Origin of the sequence: Secundilactobacillus kimchicus JCM 15530, assembly GCF_001433995.1 — a bacterium.
GTDB lineage: Bacteria > Bacillota > Bacilli > Lactobacillales > Lactobacillaceae > Secundilactobacillus > Secundilactobacillus kimchicus.
The window spans coordinates 71296-83516 of record NZ_AZCX01000006.1; the positions used below are offsets into that span (position 1 = coordinate 71296).

Below are 12221 nucleotides of genomic sequence, written 5' to 3' on the forward strand. Positions count from 1 at the left end.
TATTCCAGTATGAAGGTAGGATTTTATTATGCAAACATCGCACCAGTTACCATCTGAAATTAAATCGGTTTGGCGGATGAGTGCCTTCGGCTCTCTCCTGATTGGCATCGTTATTATTGGGTTGCTGATCTTAGCGAACCACTTTTGGTCCTGGCCATTTTGGCTGGCTGCTGTAGCCGGTGTGCTGGTGGTACTAGACGTGGTGGTTGAACTGAGTATTGTGCCATACCGGTACCGGTTTTGGCGCTACGCCATTAATGAAAATGATGTGGAAATTGAATCGGGGTTCTTTTTCCATCACGAAACTGCCATTCCAATTACCCGGATTCAAAATGTTACGCTTTCGGCAGGGCCAATTCTCCAGTGGTTCAAATTAAAAACCGTCATTATTGAAACGGCCGCTGATCGTTACGAGATTGAAGCGGTATTGCCCGAAACCGCCGAGACGCTCAAGGTTCGAATTATGACCCTAGCGGCGAGAAAGGATGTTGAGGATGCCTAAGCAGCGATTACACCCACTGATTCTCGTGAATTATTTTTTGGGTTCGCTGATCAATTGGACGGTCATTTTTGTCGTGGTCGTGAACGTTCACTTTATCAGGGAAATTCCGGCGCCTCAATTATTAAGTTTGCTCGTTGCAATCGCGATAGTCACCAGCTTGGCCCGGTATTGGCTCTTTACGTTTGAAATCGGTGATCAAGCGCTGACCATTAATTCAGGATTGATTTTTCGCAAGCAACTTCATATTCCTTATGATCGGATCCAGACCGTTCAGACAAAGCGCTGGTTTTACATGATCCCCTTTGGACTAGAAGCAGTGATTATCGAAACGGCCGGCAAATCCGGCGATGACGGAGATGCCCAACTGCCTATGGTCAAGGTCGCCGTCTATCAGGAGCTTCTTCGACGACAGCACGCTGGATCAGCCATATCTGAAGTCGCGTCGGTTTCACCGGTTTCCGTTGAAACCAGCGAAGGGACGGCGTACAAGATTAACGCCAGGGACCTTAATGTGTACGCTTTAACGTCATTAGGGATTGCGCCAATCATTTTAGGATTAATTTATGCCTACAGTAAATTTTCCGATGTGATCCCACGGGAATGGCTTTCACGGGCCATTAGTTCGGTTCAACATGCTGAATGGTTGATGTTAGTCACCTTTATTTTGGGCGTATTAATCGTGGGCACTATTCTATCGTACGTTCAAATTGTCCTTCGCTATTATGGGTTTACAGTGACCAGACAACGAAATCAGATCGTAACACGAAGAGGCCTTTTCCAACGGCGAACGGTGACTTCCGACTTGGATCGGGTGCAAGCCATTGTGGTCAAACAATCGGTGTTACGCCAATTGTTTCAATTGGCGACAGTTCAAACGGTGCTCGCTTCCACGTTAAGTGACGATGAAGAATCGGAGATGGTGGTGATGCCAGTTCTTCGGACTGACCAGGTATGGACCGTCATGCCCCAATTTTTGCCATGGTTACCGACAAGCCAGCCTGTGATCACGGCGATTCCTTGGTTGGGCCAGTGGCGGATGATTCGAAATGCCGTGGCCGTGGCCATGATTCCCGTAGTGGGGTGGGTGATTGTTGCCCGAGCCACCGCTGGGTGGTCATTGCTACTGCCGGTGATTGCCCTTTTCCTCGGTCGTTACGCCGGTCAGCACACGGGAATCGGATTGGTTGCTGACTACCTGGTGGCCCAAGAAGGGTCGCTATTTTCCCGAACGTTGACCCTGGTGCCTAAGAAGCGAATTCAAGCGGCGACAATTCAGCAATCAATTTGGATGAAACGGGTCGGCCTCGCTCATCTAGCGGTGAGCGTGCGAAGTGGTGATGCTGAAAAAAAGGTCACCGTCCGTTATCTACCGGTGAAGGTCGCACGACAGTATTATGAGTGGTATCGAGCCTAGTCTGACCAACTGAGTATTTTTGAAAATGTTCGGGTAACCAAAGATTTTGTTTTAAATGTTTAAACATTATTCTATAATAGTGTTGGCATTAAATTAAACAATGGGTTAGCCACCGGTTAACGTTTATTTTTAAGTGGTGTGATTGGCATCACAATCCAATATTGGTACAATTAGCATAAAGAACGTGGCTGGTTGTCCAATGATAGACGGTACCAACGATGACGAACCACGAGAAGGAGATTGGTGTTATGGCAGAAATGGATCCGAAGCACTTTAAGCATATTTTGGTGGGGGTCGATGATTCCGACGATGCTCAATTAGCGTTTAGGTATGCGATGAACCGGGCGAAGCAAGACGATGCAGAGCTTACCATTACGTCGATTCTGGAGTCTGACGAGATGAATGTGTACCAAGCCCTCAATAAGGACTTTATTCATGGTCAACGGGAAGACTTGGAAAAACACATTTTAGAATACCGGAAACTGGCCGAACAATTTGGTATCAAGAAGGTCAACACAATTATCGGGGAAGGCGATCCGGGAGAGACAATTGTCAAAAGTGTGATCCCGGCCGTTAACCCTGATCTATTAGTGGTTGGGTCGTTGTCCAAAACCGGGATTCGCAAGCGCTTTGGGTCGCAAGCTGCTTATATGGCAAAGTACGCACCAATATCCGTTTTAGTGGTTCGATAACCAAGAAAGGTCAATTTTGACAAAACAAATTTTTGCGCATCGCGGGCTTTCCCGCCTTGCTCCGGAAAATACCCTGGCGGCGTACCGGGAACTCAAAAAGCACGGGGTTAAATGGCTTGAAACGGATCTTGACCTGACTCAAGACGGGGACATTGTGATCTTGCACGACGCAGACTTGGACCGTACCACCGACCATTCCGGGTCAGTTCATGAGCTGACCCATGATGAGCTGGCGAAAGTTGACGCTGGGTCGTGGTTTTCCGATGCCTTTATTGGTGAGCCGTTGCCAACGCTAGCTCAAGTGATTCAAGTTATCAACGCTGACCAGTTAAACGTGAACTTCGAGTTAAAGGCCCACTTAGCTGGTGATCCCGTTCGTCGCGATCAGTTGATTAGGCAGTTTAGTGCGGCCCTGGCCGGTGTTAATCCAGCGTCTCAGATCTTGGTCTCCAGTTTCAGTCCGGAGATGTTGACCCGGTTTTCGGCTGTTCAACCCGCCATTAAAACGGCGGTTCTATTCAAAAAGGAACAGTTGGCGCAAGACTGGATTGCCATTGCCCAAAAAGCGGGAGCAAGCGCGGTCCATCCTGAAGTTGGGGGACTGACAAAGGACCGGGTTCGAGCGTTAAAAGCGGCCGGATTAGCTGTGAATGTTTGGACGGTCAATTCGCTCAGCAAGGCCAACCAGCTATTTAACTGGGGCGCTGACGGGGTTTTTACCGATATCAGTCAGGATTTTCCATCGCGGTATTTAAATTAAGCTCAAAAAAAGCTGTCAGTGTCATGACAGTTTTTTTTGAGCTTAATTTGGATTGGCCGACTGATTCAATGCCGCTGCTTGGTAAAAATCTTGGGTGACGAGGTAACTGCGAATTCCCCAGTAGTAAAAGGCTAACGAAACGCCGATGATAACCACAAAATCCCAGGGATAGCTCACCCAATTTTGACCATTGAACTGGCTCGCACCAATGTAGGACATGATGGAGATGAATATCAGGTAGCCAATCATCCAGAGGCTGGCAAAAAAGGCCTTCCTAGTGGCAACAAATCCAGTTTGCCATTCGTAGTAAAAGTAGAAGGGCAGACCGAGTAAGATGACGAAAATGACCTCAATTGTGGTCGGCCACATGGCCCAGTAAACGGCTAGTGAGGCTAACACAAATGAAAATGGGGCCATAAAGTTGAGGTGTTTCAAACGAATGGGCCGAGTCAACTGTGGTGCCATTTTTCGCAGTGACACAGCGGTCACAGGACCGGTCAGATAGGCAATCAGGGTCGCCGTTGATAACACGGCAGCCAGGGTTGCCCAGTCCCGAAACACGCTGACCATCACCATGCTTAAGACGGTATTGACGACCATTGCCAGCCGTGGAATCCCGTATTTGACGTTGATTTTGCCGATAAAGGCGGGCACGTGATGGTTACTTTCCATCGCATATAGTGCCCGGGCGGCGTTGGCAATAAACGAAACCCCAGTCCCAAACGGTGAAACGAAGGCGTCCATGTATAAGAGGACAGACAACCAGGAGATGCCCATCAAAATGGCGAGGTCGGCGAACGGCGAATTAAAGGTAATGCCATGCCATCCGTACTTTGCGAGCATGCTGGTTGGCATCGACGTAATAAAGGTGCTCTGTAAAACCACGTAGATGATCCCTGAAATGAGAAGGGAGATAGTGATCCCCCGGCCAATGTTTTGCTTGGGATTTTCAATTTCGCCGCCCATGTTGATGACGGTTTGAAAGGCATCAAACGAAAAAATAATGCCGGCCACCGTTGTGGCAGTGAAAATGGGCGCAGAGCCGTACGGCATGAATGTCTGCCAATTGGACCCGTAATTTTGGGGATGAAAGCCTGAAAGGGTCAGCATCACCACCGTCAGTAGCGGAACGCCAATTTTGAAGACGGAGATTAGGCTGGTAAAGTGCGTCAGAATCTTAACTGACCAGAAGTTAATCAAGGTAAAAACGATGATGAAGAGAAAGACGACCATCAGGCCACTCGTGGTGACTTTGCCATCAGCTAGAAACTGGTGGGTCCAGTTAGCCCACGCCCACGGCCAGGTACTCATGTACTGGACAGCCGCAACGGCCTCGATGGGAATCAGGGTAATGAGTGAGACCCAGTTGGCCCAGGCGGCAATGAAGCCTAGTAGGGACCCGTGAGAGTACTGAGCATACTTACTCATGCCACCGGATTCAGGAAACATGGCGCCAATTTCGACGTAGTTATACGCAATGGCTCCGATAATCACACCACCAATGATCCAAGAAATGATGGCTGCGGGTCCTGCAATGCGCGTTGCTTCCCATGAGCCAAAAAGCCACCCGGAGCCGATAAGCGACCCGAGGGCGAGCATGACAAGTGGAAATAAACTAATTTTTTTAGTGGTATCGTTCTTCATGAGTTTCCCCCAAGGGTGATTTGCAAAAGTTTACCGCACCTTTGCGGGTGGTGCAACCAAGAACGCTGATTATTCGCTGGTTCGATACGGACTGGTGAGGGCTTTTTCAGTGGGTTCATTGTCTAAATCAGTCCGGACAACTAATACGTCGGCAGGTGAGTTCTTGGTCACAAAATCAGTGACAGATCCCGTTAGCGCCCGTTCCCAGGCGTTCATCCCGGTTGCTCCCATCATGATGAGGTCCGTTTGGTGATCATGAGGAAACTCGATGCCGATGACGCTCTTGGGGTTGCCAAACCGAATGTGGGTTTCGATGTTGGTTAACTGGGATGTTTGCTTGACTTGGTCGCTGAGTTCAGCCAAGTACTGAGTTGCATCATCCACCAACTTGTTGACGAGGTCGCCACTCATTAGGCCGCCATAGTAATTAGACTGATGGGTATCAATGACACTCAACAAATCGAGGTGGGCGTTGTTACGCTCGGCCACGGCGACGGCTTTGGCTAGGGCCAATTCAGCAAGCTGTGACGTGTCGAGCGGGACTAATACGGATTGGTAGTTCATCATAGTAAAATCTCCTTGCGTAGGCTTATTCGGCGCGGCTCATAACGATGGTGCTGGCTTTTGCCAAAATGTGGTCGTGCATGGCATCCATCATTTGGTTCAGCCAAAAGCCATCGAACAGTGGTAGCTTTTCATCAATCGCATAAACGGTCACGGTGTAACGGTGATCGCGATCAGGTGGCTGTGGTCCAACGTAGTGTTGGTTGGTTTGAGGATCAGCGTTACCGACAAGTGACCCTGCCGTTGAATTTTTACCCAACGTCATGGCGATGTCGCCGCTTTGACTCGCATTGTCTGGAATTTCCGTTAAACTGCCATCAATGTTAGCAACGACCCAGTGAATCCAGGTGAAACCGCCTACTGGAATAGCATCGTGATCAAGTACGGTGACAGCGTAAGTCACCGTCTCTTCGGGGGCGTCTTCGATGGTAATTGGAAATGATCGAACCGGCGCACCGTTATGCTTTTCACTTTCAGGGGCGAACTTCCCGTACACGTCTGGCAAGTGACCGCTTTTAACTGGAACACTAATCTTCATGATATTTTCCTCCTGATTTGTAGCTACTATATAAGTATACTCCATTTTCACGCTGAAACCTAAGTGTGGTCTAATTTGCATTTTGCTCGCCCGGCAGGGTATGCTGGAGAAAAGTGAGAAGGGACGTGGCTAGATGACGCCCGAAGAACAGGTTCAAGTCTTAAAAGATTTAATTGCGATTCCGAGTGAAAATGGCGGGGAGGCCGCGGTCGCCGACTATCTTGCGGCCCAGTTTACCCGGTATTCAGCCGCCCATTTGACCCGTGTTCCATATGCTCCGGGCCGTGATAATCTGGTGGTCACCATTGGGGATCAGACTGAGGGCCCGCAACTTGGCTTTTCAGGTCACATGGATGTCGTTGCAGCAGGGGATGCAGCGCGATGGCAGACCCCGCCGTTTACGCCAAGTCTCCGTGCGGGTCGTTTGTATGGGCGGGGCGCTAGCGATATGAAGAGTGGGTTAGCGGCCATGACCGTTGCACTACTGAACCGATTAGCGGCTGGCAGACAACCAACTGGCGGCATTCGGCTACTAGCAACCGTCGGCGAAGAAACCGGCGAATTTGGCGCGGCCCAACTCACCAAGTTGGGGGCTGCGGACGGCTTAGACGCACTAGTGATTGGCGAGCCAACCGGCTTAACCCAGGTGGCCTTTGCGGCTAAGGGGGTTATTGATTACACTGTTACGGCGACCGGAAAGGCGGCGCACAGTGCGATCCCGAGTCGTGGTAATAATGCCATTGACCAGTTGATGACCTATTACGTGGCCGCCAACGAATTGATGGCCGGCTACCGTCAAGCGGATGCCGTCCTCGGCCAGGTGACACACAGCGTGAACCTCATTTCAGGCGGCGAACAGATTAACTCAGTGCCCGAATTAGCAAGCTTATCAGCCAACGTGCGGACAACGCCAGTCTACCCGACGCCCGTGGTCATGGCAGATTTACAGGATTTGGTGAATCGACTGAATCAACGTGCGGGGATGCACTTAACCTTGCAGTTTTCGTACCCCGAAGATGTGATGACGGGCCGTTATGACGCGCCATTTATCAAACTCATCCAAAAGGTGGGACGACGTGCATTAGGCCACGTCGTCACGCCAGTGGGTTCTGGAGGGGCAAATGATGGCTCGGAGTTTCGCCATGCGGGCCAGTTTCCAATTGCGGTTATCGGTCCGGGCTCCGGCACCGGTCATGAGGTCAACGAGTATGTGACGGTTGACCAGTATTTGGCGGCGGTTCGGTTTTATGAAGCGGTTATTGAAGAATTTTTTGAGAAATAATCTAAAAAACCCCACAGAATTCAAACGAATTCTGTGGGGTTGGGTTAGTAAACAACAAATGGCTGGGTTATTTACCATTACGATATTAAAAATGGTTTACGGGACCGAGGATTGATGCTCTTTGCGTCAATCCTCGGTGATTACTTGGTAAACGCTAAAACGTAGTTACCTTGTGGATCCTGTGTAATCGTGTAATTGGTATACCCTTGCTTGAGCCAATCACTACGCGTGGCTGACGCCCAACTGCGGGCATCTTCAACGGAGCTAAAGGTGTGGGGTGAACTAAAATCAATCCCACCTGACGTTGAACTATCGTTGCTTCCGGTATCTTGGGATGGCTGGGTAGAAGAATCATTAGTACTGTTACTGGTGCCGGATTGCGCGTTTTGATTGCGGCTACCGGATCTTGAAGTGCTTTGTCCACCGTTCTTTGTGGTTGCGTTTGATTCTCGATTTGACCCCCGATTTTGAGGGGGAGTTGGCGTTGAGGCGCGCCCCTGAGTAGGAGCCGCACCATTATCGGTAACATCGCCTGTCTCGGTGGTATCTGTATCATCAGATGAGTCGTCGTTATCGCTTGAATCTTGACTATCGCTTTCATCATTACTACTGTCTGACACAGTCTCAGAAGATTCTGGACTGCTATTTTCGACCGAAGTCGATCGGTTTGCAAGCCAAACACCAACGCCGACAACTAAAATGAGGGCCACGATGAAGCCAATGATAATTTGCCGCAAGCGTGGTGACTTGCGGGGGCGCTTCGGTCCCTTGTTGTCTCCGGTGTTGAAATCATAGCGTTGCATCCGCGATTTAGGTTCCTGATTATTCACATAAAAAACCTCCAGTATCAAGAACCGGCGAACAAAGTCATAAAACTACCAGATACAGTTTTCCCCAGCTGCTTAACGATTTTAACCTTTTTTAATCAAAAAGTAAAATTTTTCAGGGAACTAGCTAGCTAAAATCGCTGGTAAATCGGCTTTTGACTAAGATTGAGACAGCCGGGTATCATGACTTGCGGCGGCGGTATTTGACCGATACAATAAACGTGAAGTGACTATCTGAAGGGAGCGTTTTTTGTGCATAATGATATTCCAGAAATTCCGTTGGCTAACGGCCACACCATCCCCCAATTAGGGCTAGGCGTTTTTCAAGTAGATAACGCCAGTGACACTAAAAATGCCATCCAGTGGGCCCTGTCGGCCGGGTATCGTCATATTGACACAGCGGCTTACTATGGCAACGAACAGTGGGTGGGAGACGCCATCCGTGAAAGTGATGTGCCCAGAGAAGACATCTTTGTGACGTCTAAGTTGTGGAACAACGTCCGGGGTTATGACGAAACGAAGCGGGCTGTTCAAGAAACCCTCGATCGACTGGGATTAACCAGCCTTGACTTATTCTTAATCCACTGGCCAGCCCCAGGTTACATCGAGAGTTGGCGAGCAATGGAAGATCTCTATCACGACGGTCAGCTTAAAAATATTGGGGTCTCTAACTTTGAGCAAAATCACCTTGAAGATTTAATGAGTCAAACGACCGTCAAACCTCAGGTGGATCAGATTGAGACGCATCCTTACTTCCAGCAAACCGCGCTGCATGCCTTTTTGGAAGAACAGGGCATTGTTCACGAGGCTTGGAGCCCACTGGGCGGTGGTAAGAACAACGCCTTGGCCGATCCCGTGATTAAAAAAATCGCAACGGCTCACGATGTTTCACCGGCTCAGGTCATTCTGCGCTGGCATGTTCAGCGTGAGGAAGTCGTGATTCCAAAATCCATTCACGAAAACCGGGTTAAAGAAAATCGCGATATTTTTGCATTTGGCCTTGATGAATCTGAAATGCAAGCGATTGCTAGCTTAGACCAGAATAAGCGGGTGGGGCCAGATCCTCAAGACGTGGCCTGGCTCAAGAAGTCGCAAACGTATGGGAGTCGCCAATAAAACGGATTGAATAACGTTCAAAGAAAGCCGTCTGATATTAATCGGGCGGTTTTTGCTTTTGAATATACCACACTATAACGTCATTAATATGTAATATCTATAAAAAACACATTGTATACCCATCTTAACTACGATAAAATGACAGCGGATACAACTTGCGTTTTAGCAGGGAGCGTTAAGCGATGGAAACTGTTGTTGTCTCGTGGTGGGCAGCCTTGATTGGGTTAGGTCTCGCTATTTTGTTGATTTTGTGGAAGTTGAACCCGGTCTATTCATTATTATTGGGGGCTATTATTGGGGCCTTGATTGGCGGTGCTAATTTACTGCAGACCATTAATATTCTGATTGCGGGGTCACAAAGCGTCGTTGGCACTATTTTGCGGGTGTTGGCGGCCGGTATGCTAGCCGGTGTGATGATGGAGTCTGGTTCGGCCGAAACATTGGCCCGAGCGATTGTGATGAAACTAGGTGATCGATTGGCAATATTCGCGCTAGCCTTAGCGACAATGGTCATCACCGCAGTTGGCGTTTTCATTCCAGTCGCCGTCCTGATTGTTGCACCAATCGCCTTAGAAGCGGGGCAACGGATGCACATTTCCAAGCTAGCATTGTTAGTGGCGCTTTCCGGAGGTGGTAAGGCGGGAAATATCATTTCGCCTAATCCCAATACCATTGCTGCGGCGAAGGGTTTCGGTGTTGAATTAAGTCAACTAATGATTGCCGACTTTATTCCTGCGTTATTTGGCTTGGCAGTAGCGGTGATTTTGGCTACCCTGCTAAAGAATAAAGGGTCAAAAGTTCTCAATGAAGACCTCGCAAACTTGGCAACCGAAAAGGCCGAAGTTAGTGACCTGCCAAGCCTAGGACGTTCCCTGGTGACGCCGTTAGTGGCCATTGTGCTGTTGCTTTTAAACCCAATTGGGTCGTTGTTGCATATTAAGAGTCTCACGACGTTGAATCTGGATGCCTTGTATGTGTTGCCCATTGCGGCCGTAGTGGGCGCGTTAGCGATGGGGCGTGGGCGGCAGTTGAAAGCATATGCCAAAGCTGGTATGGACCGGATGACGGATGTTGTGTTAATTTTGATTGGAGCGGGTGCTATCGGTGGTTTAATCACAAGTTCGAGTTTGCCGCAACAAGTGATTGCACTGATTAAAGGCGCCCACGTATCTGGAACGTTTTTGGCCCCCATTTCAGGGATCCTGATGGCGGCCGCCGCTGCTTCGACGTCAACCGGTGTTATTTTAGCTACCGGTTCGTTTGGTAAAGCAATCTTAGGATTCGGCGTCGCTCCCTTAGCAGCAGCTGCAATGGTCCACACGGGCGGTATCGTGATTGACCAGCTCCCTCATGGTAATTACTTTCACGTGACGGCTAATGCCATGCACATGACCATTGGCGAACGGTCAAAAGGTATTATGTACGAAGCATTGGTGGGACTAACGACAGTGGTCGTGGCGACGGCGATGTGGGGGTTTATGTAGAGTGTGGAACAAGACGGGTTGATTGCGGAGTGTAAGGGACTTTAGCGGAAAATCCTGGGTTTGGATTTTTGGCTAAAGTCCCTTACACAGTAGCAATCAGTCTTGTGCAACACGTTTCGACTAGATAACAGCGACGAGAGAATCTTAAGTTTGAATTCTGTGGCCCCCTGGCTGACATCGTGAAAGTCTGCCTTGAAGACCACCTCAAAAGGAGACAGTCTAATGAAAATTCTAATTGCCCCGGATTCATTCAAAGGCGGGATGACCGCCAAGGAAGCGGCAACGGCCATTGCAGCCGGCATACAACCCATTTTTCCGACGGCCGATTTGGTCACCGTCCCAATGGCGGATGGTGGCGAAGGTACCGTTCAATCGCTGGTTGATGCAACGGCTGGCCAGTTCATAACAGTAACGGTTAGCGGCCCGCTGAGAACCCCGGTTCAAGCTCAGTATGGCTTACTGGGTGATGGTCAAACGGCGGTGATTGAAATGGCGGCCGCCAGTGGGTTGCAATATGTCGACGAGACCACCCATAACCCGCTAGTGACCACGACCTTTGGCACGGGAGAACTTATTTTGGCCGCGTTGGATCAGGGAGTTAAGCGGATTATTCTAGGCATCGGCGGTAGTGCGACCAACGATGGTGGTGCCGGGATGGCGCAGGCACTTGGGGTGTCGTTACTGACCAAAAGCGGGCAATCAATTTCAGTTGGTGGCGGCGGGTTAGCGGATTTGGATCGAATAGACACTAGCACGGTTGATGCTCGGCTGAAGACGGTTGAGCTCTTAATTGCCTCGGATGTGACTAACCCGCTTGTGGGGCCGGATGGCGCTTCGGCGGTGTTTGGACCGCAAAAGGGGGCAACACCGGAAATGGTCAAGATCCTGGACCGAAATCTTCGCCACTATGCGGCGGTCATCCACCGCGACCTCGGCCAATCATTGGCGGACCGGTCAGGTGCCGGGGCGGCTGGTGGTCTGGGTGCCGGATTGTTGGCTTTTACCAACGCGACGATGGAAAAAGGGGTGGAAATCGTTCTTGAGTATACGGGACTCCGTGAAAAGGCCAAGGGTGTTGACCTCGTATTCACCGGTGAAGGGGGAATCGACTTTCAGACCCAGTTTGGCAAAACGCCCTTCGGTGTGGCACAAGCGACTAAGGAGGTGGCCCCCAATGCGCCGGTTGTTGTGCTAGCGGGAAACGTTGGCGACGGGGTGGCCGCCCTTTATCGGCCGGATGCCATCGATGCCATTTTTAGTATCGTGCCCGGTGTGAGCGATCTTAAGACCGCAATTGAAAACGGGCCTGAGAATCTGCGCCAGACGGCGGAAAACGTTGCCCGATTATATCAATCTATCGAATTAAAAAGTCGCCGTTAACCTGAGAGGTTAAGGCGA

General features: G+C 49.9%; 12 protein-coding genes. 8 read left to right on the top strand and 4 right to left on the bottom strand.

What is annotated here, in order from left to right:
- Positions 1 to 28: 28 nt before the first annotated feature.
- From FC96_RS08745 to FC96_RS08760, 4 genes are all read left to right on the top strand, one after another.
- Positions 29 to 502, top strand: a complete 474-nt coding sequence (locus FC96_RS08745) for a PH domain-containing protein (protein WP_054661161.1) — start codon at positions 29 to 31, stop codon at positions 500 to 502.
- Positions 495 to 1916 carry a PH domain-containing protein gene (locus FC96_RS08750; RefSeq protein WP_056942721.1) on the top strand — a complete coding sequence of 474 codons (1422 nt, stop codon included), beginning with the start codon at positions 495 to 497 and terminating at the stop codon, positions 1914 to 1916. Before FC96_RS08745 ends, FC96_RS08750 begins: the two co-directional genes overlap by 8 nt.
- A gap of 248 nt (positions 1917 to 2164) precedes the next feature.
- Positions 2165 to 2608 carry a universal stress protein gene (locus tag FC96_RS08755; RefSeq protein ID WP_055679604.1) on the top strand — a complete coding sequence of 148 codons (444 nt, stop codon included), beginning with the start codon at positions 2165 to 2167 and terminating at the stop codon, positions 2606 to 2608.
- Between the two features lie 16 nt (positions 2609 to 2624).
- Complete coding sequence (locus tag FC96_RS08760; RefSeq protein WP_054661163.1) at positions 2625 to 3368, top strand: glycerophosphodiester phosphodiesterase family protein; 744 nt, start codon at positions 2625 to 2627, stop codon at positions 3366 to 3368.
- A gap of 42 nt (positions 3369 to 3410) precedes the next feature.
- On the opposite strand, the gene FC96_RS08765 is transcribed toward FC96_RS08760, so the two are convergent.
- The 3 genes from FC96_RS08765 to FC96_RS08775 form a co-directional block, all read right to left on the bottom strand.
- The gene (locus FC96_RS08765) at positions 3411 to 5012 is read right to left on the bottom strand and encodes an APC family permease (RefSeq protein ID WP_056942722.1); all 1602 of its coding nucleotides are present in this window, start codon (positions 5010 to 5012) and stop codon (positions 3411 to 3413) included.
- A 69-nt stretch (positions 5013 to 5081) separates the two neighbouring features.
- Entirely contained in the window at positions 5082 to 5579 is a 498-nt protein-coding gene (locus tag FC96_RS08770) for a universal stress protein (protein ID WP_370866724.1), read from the bottom strand.
- Between the two features lie 22 nt (positions 5580 to 5601).
- Positions 5602 to 6114 carry a YbhB/YbcL family Raf kinase inhibitor-like protein gene (locus FC96_RS08775; protein ID WP_054661164.1) on the bottom strand — a complete coding sequence of 171 codons (513 nt, stop codon included), beginning with the start codon at positions 6112 to 6114 and terminating at the stop codon, positions 5602 to 5604.
- 133 nt (positions 6115 to 6247) lie between these two features.
- Here FC96_RS08775 and FC96_RS08780 point away from each other — a divergent pair, with 133 nt between their 5' ends.
- On the top strand, positions 6248 to 7396 hold the full coding sequence (locus FC96_RS08780; RefSeq protein WP_056942723.1) for an ArgE/DapE family deacylase: 1149 nt from the start codon (positions 6248 to 6250) through the stop codon (positions 7394 to 7396).
- Positions 7397 to 7536: 140 nt separating this feature from the next.
- Here the strand turns inward: FC96_RS08780 and FC96_RS08785 are convergent, their stop codons facing one another.
- Positions 7537 to 8226, bottom strand: coding sequence for a hypothetical protein (locus FC96_RS08785; protein WP_056942724.1), 690 nt, complete (start codon positions 8224 to 8226; stop codon positions 7537 to 7539).
- Positions 8227 to 8475: 249 nt separating this feature from the next.
- Between FC96_RS08785 and FC96_RS08790 the strand changes: the two genes are divergently transcribed.
- The 3 genes from FC96_RS08790 to FC96_RS08800 all read left to right on the top strand — a co-directional run bounded on the left by FC96_RS08790 (position 8476) and on the right by FC96_RS08800 (position 12203).
- Positions 8476 to 9339 carry an aldo/keto reductase gene (locus FC96_RS08790; RefSeq protein WP_164478856.1) on the top strand — a complete coding sequence of 288 codons (864 nt, stop codon included), beginning with the start codon at positions 8476 to 8478 and terminating at the stop codon, positions 9337 to 9339.
- Positions 9340 to 9521: 182 nt separating this feature from the next.
- On the top strand, positions 9522 to 10823 hold the full coding sequence (locus tag FC96_RS08795; RefSeq protein WP_056942726.1) for a GntP family permease: 1302 nt from the start codon (positions 9522 to 9524) through the stop codon (positions 10821 to 10823).
- Between the two features lie 222 nt (positions 10824 to 11045).
- Positions 11046 to 12203 carry a glycerate kinase family protein gene (locus FC96_RS08800; RefSeq protein WP_054661166.1) on the top strand — a complete coding sequence of 386 codons (1158 nt, stop codon included), beginning with the start codon at positions 11046 to 11048 and terminating at the stop codon, positions 12201 to 12203.
- Positions 12204 to 12221 lie beyond the last annotated feature (18 nt).